The sequence below is a fragment of the Thiobaca trueperi genome (genome assembly GCF_004342175.1).
GTDB lineage: Bacteria > Pseudomonadota > Gammaproteobacteria > Chromatiales > Chromatiaceae > Thiobaca > Thiobaca trueperi.
Genome location: NZ_SMAO01000002.1, coordinates 52757 through 73468 on the forward strand (window position 1 = coordinate 52757; position 20712 = coordinate 73468).

19 protein-coding genes are annotated in these 20712 nt (G+C 63.2%); 16 read left to right on the forward strand and 3 right to left on the reverse strand.

The genetic code is table 11. The features are described from left to right. Positions 1-17: 17 nt before the first annotated feature. The 4 genes from EDC35_RS03520 (at position 18) to glcF (ending at position 4727) form a co-directional block, all read left to right on the forward strand. Positions 18-1343, forward strand: a complete 1326-nt coding sequence (locus EDC35_RS03520) for a hypothetical protein (RefSeq protein WP_132975811.1) — start codon at positions 18-20, stop codon at positions 1341-1343. Then, positions 1321-2241, forward strand: coding sequence for a hypothetical protein (locus EDC35_RS03525; RefSeq protein WP_132975813.1), 921 nt, complete (start codon positions 1321-1323; stop codon positions 2239-2241). Before EDC35_RS03520 ends, EDC35_RS03525 begins: the two co-directional genes overlap by 23 nt. 78 nt (positions 2242-2319) lie before the next feature. Next, positions 2320-3402 (forward strand): glycolate oxidase subunit GlcE, encoded by a 1083-nt coding sequence (glcE, locus tag EDC35_RS03530; RefSeq protein ID WP_132975815.1) that lies wholly within the window; start codon positions 2320-2322, stop codon positions 3400-3402. A 98-nt stretch (positions 3403-3500) separates the two neighbouring features. After that, positions 3501-4727: a glycolate oxidase subunit GlcF gene (gene glcF / locus EDC35_RS03535; protein ID WP_132975817.1), complete on the forward strand. Its 1227-nt coding sequence runs from the start codon at positions 3501-3503 to the stop codon at positions 4725-4727. Here glcF and EDC35_RS03540 read toward each other — a convergent pair. Both EDC35_RS03540 and EDC35_RS03545 read right to left on the reverse strand, forming a co-directional pair. Next, positions 4724-5017 (reverse strand): hypothetical protein, encoded by a 294-nt coding sequence (locus EDC35_RS03540; protein ID WP_132975819.1) that lies wholly within the window; start codon positions 5015-5017, stop codon positions 4724-4726. The genes glcF and EDC35_RS03540 overlap by 4 nt on opposite strands. A gap of 110 nt (positions 5018-5127) precedes the next feature. Then, a complete protein-coding gene (locus tag EDC35_RS03545; RefSeq protein WP_132975821.1) occupies positions 5128-5697 on the reverse strand; it encodes a hypothetical protein in 570 nt (189 codons plus the stop codon). 446 nt (positions 5698-6143) lie between these two features. Here EDC35_RS03545 and EDC35_RS03550 point away from each other — a divergent pair, with 446 nt between their 5' ends. The 3 genes from EDC35_RS03550 to EDC35_RS03560 are packed head-to-tail and all read left to right on the forward strand — an operon-like array spanning position 6144 to position 9777. Beyond that, positions 6144-7673: a Do family serine endopeptidase gene (locus tag EDC35_RS03550; RefSeq protein ID WP_132975823.1), complete on the forward strand. Its 1530-nt coding sequence runs from the start codon at positions 6144-6146 to the stop codon at positions 7671-7673. A gap of 14 nt (positions 7674-7687) precedes the next feature. Beyond that, positions 7688-8362, forward strand: coding sequence for a response regulator transcription factor (locus EDC35_RS03555; protein ID WP_132975825.1), 675 nt, complete (start codon positions 7688-7690; stop codon positions 8360-8362). Then, positions 8359-9777, forward strand: a complete 1419-nt coding sequence (locus tag EDC35_RS03560) for a sensor histidine kinase (protein WP_132975827.1) — start codon at positions 8359-8361, stop codon at positions 9775-9777. The genes EDC35_RS03555 and EDC35_RS03560 overlap by 4 nt, the downstream gene beginning before the upstream one ends. Here the strand turns inward: EDC35_RS03560 and EDC35_RS03565 are convergent. Beyond that, positions 9771-10976, reverse strand: coding sequence for an exo-beta-N-acetylmuramidase NamZ family protein (locus EDC35_RS03565; protein WP_207896097.1), 1206 nt, complete (start codon positions 10974-10976; stop codon positions 9771-9773). The genes EDC35_RS03560 and EDC35_RS03565 overlap by 7 nt on opposite strands. 186 nt (positions 10977-11162) lie before the next feature. On the opposite strand from EDC35_RS03565, the gene queA reads away from it, so the two are divergent. From queA to EDC35_RS03610, 9 genes are all read left to right on the forward strand, one after another. Next, positions 11163-12194 carry a tRNA preQ1(34) S-adenosylmethionine ribosyltransferase-isomerase QueA gene (queA, locus tag EDC35_RS03570; RefSeq protein WP_132975829.1) on the forward strand — a complete coding sequence of 344 codons (1032 nt, stop codon included), beginning with the start codon at positions 11163-11165 and terminating at the stop codon, positions 12192-12194. Positions 12195-12405: 211 nt separating this feature from the next. After that, positions 12406-12828 carry an H-NS histone family protein gene (locus tag EDC35_RS03575; protein ID WP_132975831.1) on the forward strand — a complete coding sequence of 141 codons (423 nt, stop codon included), beginning with the start codon at positions 12406-12408 and terminating at the stop codon, positions 12826-12828. Positions 12829-13206: 378 nt separating this feature from the next. After that, complete coding sequence (locus EDC35_RS03580; protein WP_132975833.1) at positions 13207-14526, forward strand: DEAD/DEAH box helicase; 1320 nt, start codon at positions 13207-13209, stop codon at positions 14524-14526. Positions 14527-14711: 185 nt separating this feature from the next. Continuing rightward, positions 14712-14984 carry an RNA recognition motif domain-containing protein gene (locus EDC35_RS03585; RefSeq protein WP_132976290.1) on the forward strand — a complete coding sequence of 91 codons (273 nt, stop codon included), beginning with the start codon at positions 14712-14714 and terminating at the stop codon, positions 14982-14984. A 207-nt stretch (positions 14985-15191) separates the two neighbouring features. After that, complete coding sequence (locus tag EDC35_RS03590) at positions 15192-17042, forward strand: M61 family metallopeptidase (RefSeq protein ID WP_132975835.1); 1851 nt, start codon at positions 15192-15194, stop codon at positions 17040-17042. Then, positions 17035-17841: a biotin--[acetyl-CoA-carboxylase] ligase gene (locus tag EDC35_RS03595; RefSeq protein ID WP_243651401.1), complete on the forward strand. Its 807-nt coding sequence runs from the start codon at positions 17035-17037 to the stop codon at positions 17839-17841. The genes EDC35_RS03590 and EDC35_RS03595 overlap by 8 nt, the downstream gene beginning before the upstream one ends. A gap of 162 nt (positions 17842-18003) precedes the next feature. After that, complete coding sequence (locus EDC35_RS03600; protein ID WP_132975839.1) at positions 18004-18750, forward strand: type III pantothenate kinase; 747 nt, start codon at positions 18004-18006, stop codon at positions 18748-18750. A 113-nt stretch (positions 18751-18863) separates the two neighbouring features. Continuing rightward, a complete protein-coding gene (locus tag EDC35_RS03605) occupies positions 18864-19097 on the forward strand; it encodes a hypothetical protein (RefSeq protein ID WP_132975840.1) in 234 nt (77 codons plus the stop codon). 61 nt (positions 19098-19158) lie between these two features. After that, the gene (locus EDC35_RS03610; protein ID WP_165903336.1) at positions 19159-20706 is read left to right on the forward strand and encodes a hybrid sensor histidine kinase/response regulator; all 1548 of its coding nucleotides are present in this window, start codon (positions 19159-19161) and stop codon (positions 20704-20706) included. Positions 20707-20712 lie beyond the last annotated feature (6 nt).

Here is a 20712-nt window from a genome sequence, read left to right on the forward strand (position 1 = left end):
CAAGCCCAGAATCGCCCATGACCAACCTTGACGCCTTGCCAGCCATCACCCGGCTCTACCAGCAATGCGAGCCGACCGAGTCCATCAAACCCGCCGACCCCCGCTGGGTGAACTTCGACCCTGTGCGCGGCGACGAGAATGTGGTCGCCCTCTACGCCCGCAGCCTGCGCCGCACCCGACCCGCTCACTGGGACTACAAGCTCTTCACCGGCCATCGCGGTGTCGGCAAGACCAGCGAACTCTATCGTCTCCAGGGCATGCTCGAAACACCCGAGGGTGATCGCAAGGGCTTCATCGTGGTCTTCTGCGATGTCAGCGAGGGGCTCGACGTCAACGACCTCGACTTCCCGGACCTGCTCGTCTTCGTCGCCGCCCAGCTCCAGACCCAGATCGCCGCGCGCAGGCTGCCAGGATTCAGCCCCGTCAACACCTATCTCAAGCGGGTGTGGGACGACATCTGCGGCCTCCTCGGCAAGGAAATCGACATCAAGGGCGGCGAGGTCGAAGGCGGCTTCGGCAAGCTCGCCGTCGAGCTGCGCAACCGCCCCAACGCCCGCCGCGAGCTGCGCGCCGCCGTCGAGATGCACAGCACCAGCCTGCTCAGGGCCGTCAACGACCTGCTCGGCGCCGCCGAGGCCGCCGCCCGACAGGCCGGTCACGATGGCCTCGTCCTCATCATCGACGGTCTCGACAAGCTGGTGCGCCGCGACTGCGGCGACGGTACCAACACCCACGAGCGCCTCTTCATCGACCGCAGCGAGCATCTGGCCTCGCTCCGGGTGCACACGGTCTACACCGTGCCCATCTCGCTCATCTATTCGCCCCGCGTCGGCCAGCTCGAACAGACCTTCGGTGAATACAACACCCCCGTTTCCATGATCCGCCTGCGTCCCTGTCGTGACCAGGAAATCCGCCCCGACTCGCCCGGCATGGCCAAGATGCGCGAGATGGTCGAGAAACGCTGCACCGTCGCCGGCACCAGCCTGGAGCAGGCATTCGACAGCACGGACACCCTGAACCATCTCTGCACCATGAGCGGCGGCCACCCACGCCATCTCATGACCTTCATCCAGGCCGCCTGCAACGAACTGGACGACCTGCCCATCACCCGTCCGGCCGCCGACAAGGCCATCCGTAAATACGCCAACGCACTGCGGCGCGAGGTGCCGGACGCCGCCTGGGACGTGCTGCCCAACTTCGGCCAGCCCCAGCGCGACATCCCCAAGGACGACCTGCACCAGCAACTGCTGTTCCTGCTCTTTGTCTTCGAGTACATGAACGGCGACATCTGGTACGAGATCAACCCGGTGCTGCGGACCCTTGAACGCTTCCGCCAATCCTGACCCGGTCGAACAGGCTGGCGACGCCTTTCGCGCACTGCGCCGGGCCATCGTGCGCAGCCGAGGCTTCTCGCTCCAGGTCTGCACCTGCGACGCGCCCGCCACCCGCGATCAACTGATCGACAACCTCGCCGCCTCGCTGCCGGCGCTCACGCTGCACCGCATCGCGCTGCCGGATCCCGCCGAGCAGGATCCGCTGGCAGCGGTTGCGGCCCTGGCCCCCCCCGGTCCGGTCATGATCGTCGGGCTCGAATGTCTGCTTGCCGATGAGGCCCGCGCCGAGCGACTCCTGAGCGCGCTCAACCTGAGCCGGGGCGACTGGCCGCTGCGCCTGTCCGCGCCCGTCGTCGTTTGGCTTCCGCGCCGCCTCATGGGACGCCTCACCGCCGGCGCGCCCGATTTCTTCGACTGGCGCGGCGACAGCCTCGATTTCCCCGAACTGACCACCGGCCAGGCCCGCCCCTTCGCCGTTCGTGACTGGGAGTGGGGCGTCGATCCGCGCCTGACGCGCGAGGAACAGGACGAGCGGCTGCGCGAACTGGAGGCCAGGCTCGCCACCACCCACGACACGGAAGACGAGCACGTCATCCGCCGCCGTCTGGATTGGTGGGACGAATTGGCCGAGCTGAACCGAACCCGCGGCAACCTCGACGAGGCCCTGCGCATCCGCACCGAGGAAGAGATCCCCGTCTACGAGCGCCTCGGCGACGTGCGCGAGCTGCTCGTCTGTCGCGCAAGAATCGCGTTAAACCTGCTCGCCAGGGGTGGCGCCCAAGACCGGATTCCGGCCAATACACTCCTTTGCCGCGCCTTGGTCGATGCGCATCGCCTGCGCATCCCGGAGATCGAGCAAATCGAGCAGATCCTGCGGCGGTTCGGGATGCAGTGCGATGACCGTTGACACGACCTGCGGCGTCGCTGACCGCGCGGGCCGGCAAAGGCCGCCGCCGAAGCATTTGAATTCTTGAGGAATCGACCGGTGAACAACGATCTGACACAAGACCTGCAAGACCGGGTGCGTGCGGCGGCAGCGGCCGCGACGCCGCTGGTTCTGATGGGACAGGGCACCAAATCATTCATGGGTCGCGCGACGGCTGGCGAGCCGCTGGAACTGGCCGGTCATGCCGGCATCCTCAACTATGAGCCCCAGGAACTGGTCATCACCGCGCGTGCTGGCACGACGCTGAACGAGATCGAAACCGCGCTTGCCGCGCGCGGTCAGATGCTGCCCTTCGAGCCGCCGCATTTCGCCCCGCCAGACGGCCCGGACGCCACGCTGGGCGGTGCCATTGCCTGCGGTCTTTCGGGTCCGGCGCGGCCCTACGCTGGCGCGGCACGCGATCTGGTGCTGGGCGCGCGGGTGCTGACCGGACGCGCCGAGGTGCTGCGTTTCGGTGGCGAGGTGATGAAAAACGTCGCCGGTTACGATGTCTCGCGCCTCATGGTCGGCGCCTATGGGACGCTCGGCATCCTGCTGGATGTCAGTCTCAAGGTGTTGCCGATCCCCTCAGTCACCCGCACCCTGGTTCAGGACTGTTCGATGGCTGAGGCCCTGACGCGGATGACGCGCTGGGCCGGCCAGCCACTGCCGGTGACGGCGACCCTGTGGGATGGGGCGCAGCTCTGGGTGCGTCTGGCGGGGGCAGGGCAGGGCGTCACCGAGGCCGCCGCGCGGATCGGCGGCGATCCCGTCGATGACGATCTGGCCGCGCTGTTCTGGCGCGAGCAGGTGCGCGAGCAGCGGCATGATTTCTTTGCGGGCGAGACCCCGCTCTGGCGGCTGTCGCTGCCGTCATCGGCCCCGCCGTTGGATCTGCCCGGTTCGCAGTGGATCGAATGGGGCGGTGCGCAACGCTGGCTGCGTAGCGAACTGGATGCCGCAACCATCCGCGCCCGGGTCGAGGCGGTCGGCGGTCAGGCGACCCTGTTCCGGGGCGGCGACCGGACCGGCGCGGTCTTCCATCCGCTGCCGCCCGCGCTGCTGCAACTGCATCGTCAGCTCAAGCAGGCGTTCGACCCGCAGTGCATCCTGAATCCGGGTCGGCTGTATGCGGCGTTTTAATTTAAAAACAATAATTTAAAAAATCCTGTCCATCCTGGAAAATCCTGTTGATCCTGTCTATTTGATGCGTGTTTCAGGACATCGCCTGAGGGCCCGAGATGCAGACCCAGATCCTGTCCCGTTTTCTGAACACGCCCGAGGGCCGCGAGGCCGATGCCATTCTGCGCGCCTGTGTCCATTGCGGGTTCTGCACCGCGACCTGTCCAACCTATCAGCTTCTTGGTGACGAACTGGACGGACCGCGCGGGCGTATCTATCAGATCAAACTGGTGCTGGAGGGACAGACGCCGACGCGCATCACGCAGCGGCATCTGGATCGCTGCCTGACCTGCCGCGCCTGCGAGACCACCTGTCCCTCCGGGGTGCGTTATGCGCGTCTGGCCGACATCGGGCGGCATCTGGTCGAGGAACGGGTGACGCGGCCATGGGGCGAACGCTGGCTGCGGCGCGCGCTCGTCGCCGTCGTGCCGCATCCAACGCGCATCGGTCCCCTGATGCGGCTGGCGCGACTGATGCGGCCAGTCCTGCCCGCCAGACTCCGTGCCAAATTGCCGATCCTGCGTCCGGCAGGCGTCTGGCCCCAGCCGAGCGGACGGCGGCGCATGCTGGCGCTCGCCGGCTGCGTGCAGTCGGTGGCGACACCGCTGACCAATGCCGCCGCCGCCCGGATTCTGTCGCGACTCGGCATCGATCTGATCGAATCGCCCAAGGCCGGCTGCTGCGGCGCGGTCGCCTGGCATCTGAATGCACAACAGGACGGACTCGACGCCATGCGGCGCAACATCGATGCCTGGTGGCCGGAGATCGAGTCCGGCTGCGAGGCGGTCCTCGTCACCGCCAGCGGTTGCGGGGCGCTGGTCAAGGACTATGGCGAGCTGCTTGCGCACGACCCCGACTATGGGGCAAAGGCGGCGCGGGTCGCGGCGCTGGCGCGGGATCCGGTCGAGATTCTGGCACAGGAGGATCTGAGCCCGCTCGGCGCGCCGGGACGTGGTCGCCGGGTCGCCTTCCATGCGCCCTGTACACTGCAACATGGTCAGCGGCTGAAACAGGTGGTCGAACCCATCCTGGCGCGTCTCGGCTTTATCCTCACCGCCGTCCCGGACGCTCATCTCTGCTGTGGTTCAGCCGGCACCTATTCCATCACCCAGCCGGCGCTGTCCGCCGCGTTGCGTGCGAGCAAGGTCGCCGCGCTCGCATCCGGCGCGCCCGAACTGATCGCCACCGCCAATATCGGCTGTCAGCTCCATCTGGCGGCGGGGACTGAGATTCCGGTGGTGCACTGGCTGGAACTGCTGGATGCGCTTCCTGGTGGGGCGGTTTAATTGAAGACGCGCTGCGAAATGCCGTTCATCACGACCACCTTGGCGAGTCCGGTGCGACCAAGCGGGCAGAAATAATTTTCGATGATGATGTTGTTAGTCGAACTTTGGGTGTTTTCGACGTTGGACGAGAGCGCCGCATGAGAGACGGGATTCGCCAGAAAGCAGCCGCAGGCTGAGAGCTGATCGGTCGTCATCCCCGCTGCCAGGGTGCATTTCGAAGACGTCGGCTGCATCGTCGGATGGGACTGACAGCCTGTACCGCTGAGTACAAGAGACAGGATGGCTGCCATCAGCCGGCATGCGTGCCGTCGCATCGGGGAAGGTATGGTCAGTGGCATGATCTCCAGTTGGACGCTGCATTGATCGCGAGGCAGGGAGATTGCCCTGCCTCGCCGTCCGTTTAGCGGAACCTGACCTCGCCACGGATGACGCGCATGTAGGTGGCGGATACGCCATCGCCCGGGGCGATCGAATTGAGCAGGGCATGATCACGCACGCCGAGCGTCACGGTCTGATTGGGGCCACGCACGGTCACGGTGGATTTGGCGTGATCCACCGATTCGACCCGCCCGTTCAGGGTCAGGGTGTCGATAATGGCGCCAGCCGGTTTGCGTCCCGGGGTGCGCTCGACGGTGGTTTCCTGAGTCGCGCCGACGCCCCCGGCGCTTGGTCCCTTCTTGAGATCGATCAGGACCGCTTCGGTTTGGCTGATCGTCAGGCGGTTGCCGATCTTGACCTGATCGAGGCGTGTGACCTCATCCGGCACATTCAGGACTTCAAAGCGGCCTTCCGGGGTGCGAATGGTCAGCATGCGCCGCGTCTGATCGACCACCACCACCTCTCCTGTGAGTTCGGCAGTGGTCACGGCGCCCGTGACCGGGGTTGTCTGTAGCTGCGCCAGGGCGACGGGTGACAGGGCCGTGCCGAGCAGGGCGCACGCAAGAGTCAATCCAGCAGGTCTGATGTGCATGATCGGGATTCCTTAAAAATAATGCAGTTGAGTGGATTTGCCGCAGCGCTGTTACGGTAGCCTTCGCCGCCGTGAGTCGCAACACCTAAACTGCGTCCAGTGCGATATGCCATGTTTTGACATGGATTATCTCTCGCCTGCAACCGGAAAATTTTGCGGTAACGCAGTTTAAATCTTTAATTTAAAAATGATTTAAACCGCGCCAGATCATGCGGTTGTCGATGCTCCAAGGTTGATTCAAACCAGAAACATGGCATATCGCACGGGGCGCGGTTTAATCGCTAACCAAAAATTAAGGATCCGTTCAGCCTCCGGCAATGCGGTGATGTCAATACTGTCCCCTGTCTACATGGTCGGCTGGATCCATCCTGATCTGACAGACAACTGACAGACAAGGTCAGGTCGAACGCGCCAGTCATTCCCGTCTTGCATTCAGGAGCCCGCGTATGAACGAACAGTCTCCCATTCATCAAGGTCAATCGGCCCCGACCGCCCGGCCAGTCGCCCGTCACGCCATCGCCGCTGCGGTTGCGCTCGCCCTCGCGGCTGGCGGGGTGGCGCTGGCTGAGATCAATACCCCTGCCGCAGGTTCGGTTGCGGTGCCGGCCACTGTGGCAGCGGTCGGCCTGCCCAGTTTTGCCGATGTCGCCGAGCGGGTGGTGCCAGCGGTGGTCAATGTCACGGTCACGTCTGAGTCGTCCCCTGCCGTGATGTTTCGCGGTCATCCGGGAATGCAGGACAATCTGCCGGTCCCGGAATTCTTCCGTCGCTTCTTCGATGAGCGCGGGCAGCTTGCGCCGCGTCAGACCCAAGGCCAGGGCTCCGGTTTTCTGGTGGACGCCGAGGGTCATGTCGTCACCAATAATCATGTCATCGATGGCGCCACGCAGGTGACTGTGGTGCTGAACGATGGCTCCAGCCATGAGGCGCGCGTGGTCGGTCGTGATGACAAGACCGATCTGGCGCTCCTGAAGATCGATGCCGGGCGACCGCTTGCCTATGTCGAACTGGGCGATTCGGGCAAGGCGCGGGTCGGTGACTGGGTGCTGGCGGTTGGCAACCCATTCGGGCTGGGCGGTTCGGTGAATGCCGGGATCATCTCGGCGCGCGGGCGCGATATTCACTCCGGCCCCTATGATGACTATCTCCAGATCGACGCCCCCATCAATCGCGGCAATTCAGGTGGTCCGCTGTTCGATACCAGCGGGCGTGTGATCGGGGTCAATACCGCCATCTATTCGCCGACCGGGGGCAGCGTTGGCATCGGCTTTGCCATTCCCGCCGAGACGGTCAGGCAGGTCGTGGCTGAACTCAAAACGACCGGTCGGGTGGCGCGCGGCTGGCTGGGGGTGCAGATCCAGGCGGTGACGCCCGAACTGGCGGCCGGACTGGGTCTCGACCGGCCGGACGGGGTGCTGATCGCCGAGGTGCTGGCTGACGGCCCGGCCAGCAAGAGCAATCTGCGGGCCGGCGATGTGATCCTGAGCCTGAACGGCCAGCCGCTGGAGAATTATCGTGATCTGCCCAAACGGGTCGCCGCAACCCCGGCGGGCAGTCGCTTGAATCTGGAAGTCTGGCGCAATGGCAAGCCCTGGCAGGTGGCGATCACGGTGGGTCAGATGCCTGACGACACGCAGCAGGCCGCACTCCCGGCTGGCGGTGCACCGGACGCCAGTCAGCCGCGCCTGGGTCTGGCGCTCGCGCCTCTGACCCCTGAACTGCGTCTGCAAAATGGGCTGGATGCCAACCGTGAAGGGCTCTATGTCACCCAGGTTGAGCCCGGTAGCCCGGCAGCGCGGGCCGGCATCGAAGCGGGCAGCCTGATCTCGATGGTGGGCGCTGACCCGCTCACCTCCCCCGAGCAGCTTCAGGCCGCCGTGCGCAAAGCGGTCGAAGACAAACGCACCGCCGTCATCCTGCGGGTCGAGCGGGGCGATAAGGCATTGTTCGTCGCGGTGCCGGTCGAGCAGCGGTAACACAGAGGATCCCGATGCGCATTCTGCTGATCGAAGATGACCGTCAGATGGCGGACTATCTGCGCAAGGCGCTGGCCGAGGTCGGGGCGCTGGTCGATCATGCGGCGGAAGGTCGTGAAGGTCTGCTCCAGGCGGCGAGTGGTGATTATGACGCGCTCATCGTGGACCGGATGCTGCCGGGACTGGACGGGCTCGGCATCGTCCGTACCCTGCGCGCATCCGGCAATCGCACGCCGGTGCTCTTTCTGAGCGCGTTGGGTGAGGTGGATGACCGCGTCCAGGGACTGCGCGCCGGTGGCGATGATTATCTGACCAAGCCCTTCGCCTTTTCCGAGCTCCATGCGCGGGTCGAGGCGCTGCTGCGGCGCGGGGTCGCGGAAGCGCCCGCGACCCGGCTGCGGGTCGCCGATCTGGAAATGGACCTGCTCAAGCGCGAGGTGAACCGGGCCGGCACCTCGATTGCGCTTCAGCCCCGCGAGTTCCGCCTGCTCGAATGTCTGATGCGTCACGCCGGGCAGGTGGTGACGCGCACCATGCTGCTGGAACAGGTCTGGGATTATCACTTCGATCCCCAGACCAATGTTATCGATGTCCATATCAGCCGGCTGCGCAGCAAGATCGACAGGGATTTCGATCCGCCACTGCTCCAGACCGTGCGCGGCAGCGGTTACATGATGGCCGCCGAATGAACCTGTCCGCAGAATCAGTCAGGGGCGCCGGGTTCGATCTGAGGATGCGCAGCGTGCGCATTCTGCGCAGTTCCATCTTCCGTCTGGCGCTGCTCTATGTCTTTCTGCTCGGGGTCTCGGTCGCGATCCTGCTGGGCTTCATCTACTGGTCAACGGCCGGTTATATGGACCGTCAGATCACCGCCACCATTGAGGCCGAGATCCGTGGTCTGGCCGAACAGTACCGTCGGCGCGGTCTGACCGGACTCACCTCGGTGATCGGCGAACGGGTGGCGCGCGATCCGGTGGGATCGAGCCTCTATCTGCTGGTGAACGACAGACTGGAGCACATCGTCGGCAATCTCGACCGCTGGCCGGCCGAATTTGCGGATGACGAGGGCTGGATCCGCTTTCGCCTGCGCGAGCGCGGCCCCGACCATACCGAGGAGCATGAGGCGCGGGCGCAGATGTTTCTGCTGCGGGGCGGTCTGCGTCTGCTGGTCGGGCGCGATGTCCGCGATCTGGAGGCCACCCGCGCCCTGATTCAGGATGCCCTGTCCTGGGGCTTCGCCATCACTGCCGCGCTGGCCATGCTGGGTGGCTGGCTGATGAGCGCCAGTCTGGTCCGGCGGCTGGAGTCCGTCAATCAGACCAGCCGTGAGATCATGGAAGGCGATCTCTCGCGACGGATTCCATTGAGCGGCAGCGGCGACGATTTCGATCAACTGGCGATCAGTCTCAACCGCATGCTGGAGCGGATCGAGATCCTCATGGCCGGTGTCCGGCAGGTGTCGGACAACATCGCCCATGACCTGCGCACGCCGCTGACGCGACTGCGCAACAAGCTGGAACTCCTGGATGCGGAACTCCCCGAGAGCGGAGCGGCGCGTGCGCTGGCCGAGGAAACCATTGCCGATGCGGATGAGCTGCTGCTCACCTTCAACGCCCTGCTGCGGATCGCACGCATCGAATCCGGCAGCCGTCGGGCCGCCTTCGCATCGGTCGATCTGGCGGCGCTGGTCGCCGATGTGGCGGAGCTTTACGAGCCGGTCGCCGCCGAGCAGGGACAATCCCTGATGCTCGTGGCGGACGATCCCGTCTGGATCGTTGGGGATCGGGATCTGTTGTTTCAGGCGCTCGTCAATCTGGTCGATAACGCGATCAAATACACTCAACCCGGCGGTGAACTGACCCTCTCGGTTGATGCCGCTGACGGACGGGCGCACATCCTGGTCGCCGACAATGGCCCCGGTATTCCGCACGCATTGCGTGAGCAGGTCTTCCGTCGCTTCTTCCGTATCGACGACAGCCGTTCACTGCCCGGCAGCGGGCTGGGCCTGAGTCTGGTCCAGGCCGTCGTGCAACTGCATCGCGCCACCATTGAACTCACCGATAACCGGCCCGGTTTGCGGGTTATGCTCTGCTTCGATCAGTAAATCATCAGCGGTGCGACGATTTCGCTCCAGCGTTCCTCGTCGGCAAGCAGGCGTGATTCCAGATCGCCCGGCTGTCCCTCGGGATCATCGACCCATTCGCGCAGCAGGGTTCCGCCCGACAGCAGATCAATCGCCAGCCGTTCGCTCTCGTATTCATAGTGGAATTGACGCCAGAGCGGATAGTCCGGGTATTCCCGTCGCACGCATTTGAGCAGCAGTGCGAGCAGGCGATAGGGCCGGAAGATTTCATGCTGATAAGCGGCGTTGTCGGTGTGGATCTGGAGTCCCGAGCAGAGCTGGCCGACGTGCTTGTGAAAGGTCGGCTCGAACCAGCAGGGACGAATGAGCGCGCCCTGGGTCCAGTCGGGACATTCGCGCTGCATCCGCTTGAGCAGCCGCTCGAAGTCCAGATCGGGCGCGCCGACCACTTCGAGCGCCGTGGTGGTGCCGCGACCTTCCGAGAGCGTGGTGCCTTCCAGCAGCACGGTGCCGGGGAAGCAGCGCGCCATGTTGAGACTGGAGGCATTGGGGCTGGGGTTGACCCACGCAAGTTCAGCGAGGGGCCAGCCAAATCCTGGCCCCTCGTTCGGGCGATAGCCGTCCATTGCGACCAGATGCAGATCCAGACTGCATCCGCGCTCGGCGACGAACCAGTTCGCCAGTTCGCCGAAGGTCAGACCGTGGCGCATGATGAGCGGCCCAGCGCCGACGAAGCTCTCCCAGCCGGGTTCCAGAATACTGCCCTCAATCGGACGCCCGGCCGGGTTGGGCCGGTCAAGGATCCAGAGCGTTTTACCGGCGCCAGCACAGGCATCGATCAGATACCCCAGGGTCGTCACATAGGTATAGATGCGGGTGCCGATGTCCTGGAGATCGACCAGCAGCACGTCAAAGCTGTCGAGCATCGCCGGGGTCGGATAGCGGACCTCGCCATAGAGGCTGTAGACCGGGATGCCGTAGCGCGGATCGATGGCGTCCGGGGTCTCGACCATGTTGTCCTGCTTGTCGCCGCGCATTCCGTGCTGTGGCCCGAAGGCGGCGACGATGTGCAGGTCGCCCAGCGCCATGAGCGCATCCAGGCTGTGCTGCCCGGTGGCGGTCAGAGAGGCGGGATGGCCGAGGAGCGCGATGCGCCGCCCCCGCAGCGGTTGGCGCAGATCGGGCGTTTCCAGCAGGCGGTCGATGCCGAGTTTCATCATGCGGAGTGGACCTGTGTCGGTCGGGCCGGTGGGTTCGCGCGGGCGGCGAGCCCGTCACGATGGCCTGAAATAAGTGGGTGGATTGTCGCCCGAATGTGCGCGACCACTCAATGTGGGTCAGAATTGTGCGCCAACATTCTCATTTTTGGCACAGTGATACCATTCGGAAGTGATACCATTCACTCAATGCAGCGCTCTGACTTTTATTACGATCTTCCGCCCGAATTGATTGCCCAACGCCCGCTCGCTGAGCGTGGCGGGGCACGGATGCTGGTTCTTGATGGCACGGAGGACAGCCCGCGCGACGGGATCTTCAGCGATCTGCCGCGCCTGCTGCGCCCGAATGACCTGCTCGTCTTCAATAACACCCGCGTCATGCGCGCCCGGCTGTTCGGTCAGAAGGCGACCGGCGGACGGGTCGAGATCCTGATCGAACGTCTGCTGGCGCCTGACGAGGCGCTCGCCCATGTCCGCGCCAGCAAGTCGCCCAGGTCGGGATCGATCATCCAGCTCGCCGATGGCGCGCGCCTGATGCTGACCGGTCGCGAGGGTGATCTGTTCCGTCTGCATGCGGTCGAAGCGACCTTCGCCGACATCATGTCCAGACAGGGTCACATTCCTTTGCCCCCCTATATTCAACGGCCTGATGACGAGGCCGATGATTCCCGCTATCAGACCCTCTATGCCAGCCGTGAGGGTGCGGTCGCGGCGCCCACAGCCGGACTGCATTTCGATGCACCCATGCTGCAACGCCTGGCTGAACTGGGCGTTGGACGGGCGGAGGTGACGCTGCATGTCGGGGCGGGAACCTTTCAGCCCGTGCGGGTGGATGACCTCGACCGGCACATCATGCATGCCGAATGGCTGGAGGTCAGCGAGGATACATGCGAACGCATCCGCCTGACGCGCCAGTCGGGCGGACGGATCATTGCGGTTGGCACCACCAGTGTGCGGAGTCTGGAGACCGCCGCCGCCGATGGCGAGCTCAAGCCCTTTCGTGGCGACAGCCGTCTCTTCATTCGTCCCGGTTATCGCTTCCGCATCGTCGATGTCATGCTGACCAATTTTCATCTGCCTGAATCGACATTATTGATGCTGGTGTCGGCCTTTGCCGGCCATGATCGCATCATGCATGCCTATCACCATGCGGTTGCCAAGGGCTATCGTTTCTTCAGTTATGGGGATGCGATGTTTCTTGTGCGGCGTCCCGACGCTTAGACGAACCACATTATCCCCAGCCTCTTCAGGTCTTCCCGGCATGTCACGTTCCGAGTATCCGGTCATCCATTGAGTCGGGATTTGCGCCATGCTCAATGGCTAAGTGCGGCAATGACCTTCTTGACATTTATTATGAATCGATTAAATTAGCCGCGAACGGTCATTCCGTCGACATAAATCTCAACTCAATCCAGTTTTGGAGGTATCGCAAGTGGAATACACTAATCTTAGCCTTGATGAAATCAGACGTCAGCTTGAAGAGGCCGAAAGCAAGCAGGCCGAGCTGAACCGTCTCCTCGCGGTTCGCCGCCATGAGGGCAGAGATGAAGTCATCCAGCAGATTCGCGAGATCATCGACAATAACGGCTATGAATATGATGAAATCGTCCCCTATTTGATCCCCAAGCGTGGTCGTGGACGTCGCCCATCACTCTTCACGCAGTCAAAGCCGAGCTCTTTCAGCACCCGTCAATATACTCGCTATGTCGATCCGGATAACGCTGAGAATGTCTATGTTCGTGGTGTTCTGCCCGCCTGGATGAAGCAGAAGATGCAGGAGCAGGGATACGATCCCTCGTCCAAGACTGATCGCGAGACATTCAAGGCCAACTCCCTGCGGGTGCTTGAAGGCTGAGGATCCATTGCCGTTCAAGCCGCGTTCAGTATGATTGCGCCATGCTGCATTGACCCGGAGCCATCTCCGCTAACCTGAAGCCGGAGAGGATGCGGTTTAAGTGTTTTATTTTAAAAATCATTTAAACCGCGTTTCTGTAACGATGCCTGTCGCTTCAGGCCGGTTGCGCAGTTTAAATCATCGAAAAATATCCGATTGCGTCACTGGCTTTTGTGCCTGATACCACGTAGACTGCCCACTTCGCATCATCCGGTCGATGCGTCGTCTCGCGGCTGAATCCCCTTCTGTCATCAGATATCACCCCCGAACGCCCCTCATTTTTGCCTAGGCCGGCCCCATCCACGCATGGGTTTGGCCGGCTCCAGGAGTTTTTCTTTCATGTCATTCGATTTGCTCGGCCTGCAGGCCGACTTGCTGCGTGCTGTCAAAACGCAGGGTTATGGCCGTCCCACCCCGATTCAGGCACAGGCGATCCCCGAGATTCTCGCCGGTCATGATCTGCTCGCCGGTGCGCAAACCGGAACCGGCAAGACCGCCGCATTCGTTTTGCCCGTGCTGCAATTGCTGGCCGAAAAAGGTCATCCGCAGCGTCACCCCCGCGCATTGATTCTCACCCCCACCCGTGAGCTTGCCGCTCAGGTTGGCGAGCGCGTGCATGCCTACGGCATTCATTTGCCATTGCGTTCCACCATCATTTTCGGTGGCGTGGGCATGCAGCCCCAGGTCAATCAATTGCATCGCGGCGTCGATATCCTGGTCGCGACCCCCGGTCGTCTGCTCGATCATGTCGGTCAGCGCACGCTTGATTTATCGCGGATCGAAATCCTGGTGCTCGATGAAGCGGATCGCATGCTCGATATGGGATTCATCCATGACGTGCGACGCATCATCAAGCTGTTGCCTGAACGACGCCAGAACCTGCTTTTTTCGGCAACCTATTCGGATGAGATCCGCCGCCTGTCCGATACCCTGCTCAAGCGTCCCAAACTGATCGAAGTCGCCCGTCGCAATACCGCTGCCGAAAGTGTGATCCAGGCCGCACATCCGGTCGATAAGGGTCGTAAGCGCGATCTGCTCGCGCACCTTTTTCATCGCGAAAGCTGGGATCAGGTGCTCGTCTTCACCCGCACCAAGGCTGGCGCCAATCGACTGGCCGAACACCTGGAAAAAGAAGGGATCACCGCTGCGGCCATTCATGGCAATAAAAGTCAATCCGCCCGCACCCGCGCATTGGATGACTTCAAACGCGGTGCGGTGCGCGCGCTGGTGGCGACCGATATTGCCGCGCGCGGACTGGATATCGCCAATCTGCCTCAGGTCGTCAATTTTGAATTGCCGAACGTGGCCGAAGATTATGTCCATCGCATTGGCCGCACCGGGCGCGCGGGTGCTGGCGGGCGGGCGCTGTCATTGGTGAGCCACGATGAAGTGGGATTGCTCAAGGGGATTCAACGACTGCTGCGACGCGATATCGCGCTGGAGCCGGTCGTTGGTTTCGAGCCGTCTCTGACGCCACCACCCTGCGAGCCGGATCCGGTTCCGGGCGGTCGTCGCGGCAATGCGGGTCTGGCTGGCGCGCCGCGCCGGCAAAATCGCCCGCCGGTGCGACCCCACGCCAACCCGCGCACGGGCCAGGGGCCAAAGCGCGGTGGTCGGGCGCGTCCCGGTCAGACCACGCATGCCAAACCATCAGCGTAGAGATACGGATGTTGCATGTCCGGTTTTTACAGTACTGTCCTGACCGGAAACCGACACCGGACAGGTGTCGGTTTTGCCAAACTTCGTCTCCAGCGGTTGGAGACAAAGACTGTCGAATCAGTTGTGCGTTGATTTTTCGACCGTTCTCACTTTCTCTTCAATGCGCTCTCCATGGAACTTGAATGATGAATATCTATGTTGGCAACCTGGCCTACGGCGTGACCCAAGAGGAACTGCGTGACGCTTTCGGCACTTATGGAGAAATCTCCAGCGTGAACCTGATCACCGACAAATTCACCGGTGACTCCAAGGGTTTTGGCTTCGTTGAGATGCCGAACAATGCTGAGGCCGATGCTGCCATCAAGGGCTTGAACGAAACCCCGCTGAAAGGCCGTAACCTGAAGGTTAACCAGGCCAAGCCGCGTGGCGAGCGTCCTGCCCGCGGGCCGCGCTGGTAAGCCAACGTCAATCCGGGGCGATTCGCCCCGGTGCATGCCGTCAGTGACGCCTCTGCGTCTGACGGCTTTTTTGTGTCCGCTGTCCGGGCGCGAGCCTGCATACATTTCATCTCCGATCAGCGGCCTGGGCCTTGAGTGACCGACAGACGCTGCACCCAGTTGCTGCATCTGCTAACGTGTCGGCTCGATCTTCAAGCCAGTACACCCATGCCAGACTCAAACCCTGTCTCGTTCGATCTGACCTATCGCGTATGCCCCGCCTTTCCGCAGGCGCATCTTTTTGCCGTCGAGATCCTGATCCCGCATCCGCCAAGCGATCCGCTGGTGCTGTCCCTGCCGGCCTGGATTCCCGGCAGCTACATGATCCGCGATTTTGCGCGCAATCTGCTGGACATCGCGGTGACCAACGCCGCCGGCCAGTCACTGCCGCTCGTCAAGCACGACAAGCAGACCTGGATCTGCGAAGGAGCGACGGGCGCGGTGAGGGTCGCTTATCGGGTCTTTGCCTGGGAACTCTCGGTGCGCGCCGCGCATCTGGACAGCACCCATGCCTATTTCAATGGGCCGAGTCTGCTGCTGCGGGTCGCGGGACTGGAAAATCGTCCCTGCCGCATTGATCTGCTGCCGCCGGACGACGAGATCGGTGTGGACTGGCGCGTCGCCACCAGCCTACGCCCGCTGGATGCCGAACCGCTCGGTTTCGGGAGCTATCGGGCCGAGGATTACGCCGATCTCATCGATCATCCGGTGGAGATGGGACGTTTCAGACTGGTGCCGTTCGCCGTGCGCGGTATCCCGCATCATGTCGCCATCAGCGGTCGGCACCGGCTCGACGAGACGCGTCTGATCGCGGATCTGGGGCCCATCTGTGCGGAACACGCGGCGCTCTTCGGCGAGTTACCGCTTGATCGCTATCTGTTTCTGGTGACGGCTGTGGGCGAAGGCTATGGCGGACTGGAACACGCCTGCTCCACCAGTCTGCTCTGCGCGCGCGACGACCTGCCCCAGCCGGGTGAGGATCCACCGTCGCTGCCGACCGAAGGCTACACCCGTTTTCTCGGGCTCTGTAGCCACGAATATTTCCATCTCTGGCTGGTCAAGCGGATCCGGCCTCAGGTTCTGATCAATGGAGGGCTGGAGCGCGAGGTCCACACCCGACTGCTGTGGGCCTTCGAGGGCATCACCTCCTACTATGACGAGCTGGCTTTGGTGCGCGCCGGCTGTATTGATCGCAAGACCTATCTCGGTCTGCTTGCCGCCACCATCACCCGCGTGATGCGCAATCCGGGGCGGCGTGTTCAGACCCTGGCTGATGCCAGCTTCGATGCCTGGACCAGGTTCTACAAACCCGACGAAAACGCCCCCAATGCGCTGGTCAGCTATTACGGCAAGGGCGCGCTGGTCGCGCTGGCGCTGGATCTGACCATCCGGCGCGGGACGGCTGGCGCCTGCTCGCTCGACGCGGTCATGCGCGAACTCTGGCGCCGCCACGGACAGACCGGCGTCGGGGTGCCGGAACGCGGCGTGGAAGCGGTCGCGGGTGCAGTCTCCGGGCTGGATCTGGATGGCTTCTTTGCCCAGACGCTCGATTCGACCGAGGATACGGATCTGGCCGATCTGCTCGCGAGCGTGGGCATCGGCATGCGGCTGCGTCCGAATCGGGGTCCGAAAGATCTCGGCGGCTGTGTGGAGCAATTCGCACCGCTCACATCCGCTGTGCCGACCCTGAATCTGCGTCTGCGTCCGGGCGGGAACGAGGTTGTGATTCAGTCGGTCATCTCCGGCGGGGCCGGCGAGCGTGCCGGTCTGGCGCCGGGTGACGTCCTGCTCGCGGTCGATGGTCTGCGCGCGACCCCGGAGAATCTGGAGCGGCTGGTCGCACGCGCGGCGGGTCAGACCGATGGCGTCGCGCTGCATCTGTTCCGGCGCGATGAGCTCATGACACTGACCGCTCATCCGCAGCCGGCCAATGCCGATACCTGCGAATTGATGTGGCTGGAGCCAGTTGCCGACGCCGTTGCCCGGACCCGTGACCGCTGGCTGGCCAGCCGTGTCTGAGCTGGAGTTGCTCGATACCGGACAGATTCGGGCAGGGTTATCGGACGCAGGTCGCGACCGGCTTGCCCGTCTGGAAATCCATGACCAGATCGATTCCACCAATACCCATCTCATGCGCGAGGCGTCAGCCGGCGCGCCATCTGGCGCCGTCTGTCTGGCCGAGCGCCAGACCGCCGGTCGCGGACGACGCGGGCGTGCCTGGATCTCGCCCTTCGGGGTCAATCTCTATCTGTCGATCCTCTGGCGCTATCCGCTGGCGCCAGCCGCGCTGGGCGGGGCGAGTCTGGCGGTCGGTGCAGCGCTGGCCGAGATCCTGCGCACGGCGGGGGTCTCGGATCTGGCCCTGAAATGGCCGAACGACATCCTGTGGCAGGGTCGCAAGCTCGCCGGACTGCTGCTGGAGGTCGCGGGCGAATCGCAGGGACCGAGCCATCTGGTGGTGGGGGTCGGTCTCAATCTGCGCATGGATCCAACGCAGGGAAACGACATCGATCAACCCTGGACGACGCTCGATCAGGCGCTGAACGGCAAGCCGCTCAGCCGCAACCGGCTGGCGGCGCGGATTCTGGATGATCTGATGGCGGCGCTGGAGCAGTATGGCAGCGAGGGGCTGGCGCCTTTTCTGGATCGCTGGCGGCAGTTCGATACATTGCAGGGCAAGCCGGTGCGACTGCTGATGGGCGAGCGGATCATCGAAGGGCGTCATGCCGGCATCGGCCCCGATGGGTCGCTGCAACTGGATACCCCGGATGGCCGACGGTCGTTTCAGACCGGCGAGGTCAGTTTGCGTGGATCTTAAACCGTGCCCAGCGCGGTATGCGAGGTTTTCGGTTTGGATCAACCTTGGCATACTCGCTAAAAACAGGCGGCACCTGATGTCTGAATCCACTCCCGTTATGGCTCCACACCGAAAACTCAGCGTGGAAGATTATCGCCGTAGGGGCGAGATCGGCATTCTGCAATGAACCTGCTCATCGACATCGGCAACACCAATCTGCGCTGGACCGGGTATGGCGACGGGGTGTCGTGGTCGGTTCAGGTCGTGCGCCACAGCGGTGGCGTGCCGCTGGATCTGCTGGCGGCCTGGGAGTCGCATCCGGCACCCGCGCGGATCCTGGTCAGCAATGTGGGTGGCGAGGCGGTGGCCGGTGCGCTGTGTCGGGTAACGCGCGCCTATTGGGGGCTGGAGCCCGAGTTCATCCGCACCCGCGCCGAGCAGGATGGCCTGCGGATCGCCTATGCCGATCCTGCCCGCTTTGGGGTTGATCGCTGGCTGACCCTGATCGCGGCCCATGCCGAGGCGCGGCAGGCGACCCTGATTCTCGATGCCGGCACGGCCGCCACCTTCGATCTGCTGCTCGCCGATGGACGTCATCTGGGCGGCCTGATTCTGCCTGGCATCGAGATGATGCGGACCAGTCTGCTGGCGGGCACCCGGATCCCCCGCATCGAATCCGAGCCGGTGGGCGATCCCTGGGCGGCGGATACCGGCACGGCGGTGGCCGCCGGCAGCGTGCAGGCGCTTGCGGCGCTGGCCGACCGACTGTTTGACCGTCTGGCTGTGGAGTCCGGCGACACCCCGCGTCTGCTCCTGACGGGCGGCGATGCGGAGCGGTTGCGACCGGCACTGGATCGGCCCTGCGTGGAGATTCCCGATCTGGTGCTGCGCGGACTGGCGCGGCTGACCGGGCGCTCTTCAGCGTGTTGATGATTGATTCTGCTTTTTTGAGTATTTGTCCGGGTGTACGACCCGGCCCGGACAGGCCAGAATGAGCTTCCACTCATTCATCTGCACAGTTCACCATGAAAATTGACCCTGCCATGATCTATCGCGATCTGGAGACCGACCCGGCCTCCTTTGGTGCTATTATCGCGGACAGACATTTAGCGGCTGACCAATTCGCGTCAACGCATCACGAAACCATCCGCCGTCATTATGCCCGGTCGGGCGTCTACGCACTGGATAAGGAAACGGCCCTCCAGGCCGCCGTTGACCTGTTGAATTATCTGCGCCCATCCCCGCGTCAAAGGACTCTGCATCGTTTCGATCATTGATCGCCGGATTCCTGCTTCGTTGCGCCAAATAGCCCCTGATATGCCGATGTGTGGATATGACTTGCTCGATCCATCGGTGCGTGATGCATCTTTGTTTAAGGAAACCCTGGACAGGCGCGCCGTCGGCTCCTGGGAGTTGCAGCAGGAACAGGCGCTCATTCTGGATCATGTGCCGGCCCTGATCTGGTACAAGGACACCTCCAATCGCCTGATTCGGGTCAACGCGGCGGTTGCCAGATCGCTCGGTTTGCCAAAAGAGCAGATCGAAGGTCGGCACACGTCAGAGCTCTATCCTGAAGAGGCTGATCGCTACTATCAGGACGACCTGATCGTGATTCAAACCGGCGAGCCGCGTTTAGGCATTATTGAACCCCAGCGCCTGCCATCCGGGGAACGGCGCTGGATCCGCACCGACAAGATTCCACTCAGGGATGCCTCCGGTCAGATCACGGGAATCCTGGTGATGTCGCTGGATATCACCACACAGCAAGAAACCGAAGAGGCGCTGCGCGAGGCTGATCGGCGCAAGGATGAATTTCTCGCCATTCTCGCCCACGAGCTGCGCAATCCACTGGCGCCAATCAGGAACGCCACAGAAATTCTGCGAATGGTGCTTGCGGATGACACGACACTCACCTGGTGTCGTAATCTGATCGAGCGTCAGGTCGAGCATCTGACTCAGTTGGTGGATGATCTGCTGGACATCTCCCGGATCAATCGTGGACGGATCGAGATCAGGTCAGTACCGCTGTCCATGACGGACGTTGTTGAGCGGGCCATCGAAACCAGCCGGCCTTTGATCGACGCCCGTCGGCACAGCTTCTCCGTCACGGTTCCGCGCGAGCCCCTGCGCGTCGAGGGCGATCTGATCCGTCTGGCGCAGGTGGTGTCGAATCTGCTCCACAATGCCGCGAAATTCACCGAACCCGGCGGGCGCATCCAGCTCAGTGTCGAACCGGATGGCAGCGAGGTTGTGCTGTGCGTCAGGGATACGGGTATTGGCATCTCGCCAGCGATGATCGACTCGATCTTCGAGATGTTCGTGCAGGCCGATTCATCGCGCAACAACTCCAGGGGCGGGCTTGGCATCGGTCTCAGTCTCGCCAGGCAGCTTGTCACCCTGCATGGTGGCACCCTGACGGCGATCAGTGCGGGCGAGGGAATGGGCAGTGAGTTCGTGGTCCGGCTGCCTCATCTCGTCACTTCCCTCGCCGCCTCTGCGACGACCGGCGCGGACGATGCGGCAAGGCGCCATCGGATTCTGGTCGCGGACGACAATGCGGATGTGGCGGACAGTCTGTCCATGCTGCTGAACCTCTTGGGACAGGAGGTCCGGATCGCCCGTGACGGAGTCGAAGCGGTCGAGATTGCGGCAACGTTTCGGCCCGACCTGATCCTTCTGGATCTGGGCATGCCAAGGCTTGACGGCTATGGCGCCTGCCAGCGTCTGCGCGCCGAGCTTGCGGATCCGAATGTCGTCATCGCGGCCCTGAGCGGATGGGGTCAACCGCAGGACAAGGCCGCAACCGAGGCGGCCGGATTCGATCATCATCTCGTGAAGCCGGCGAGTCTGCCCGACTTGCAGCACTTGCTGGAGTCGTTATCCTGATCAAGA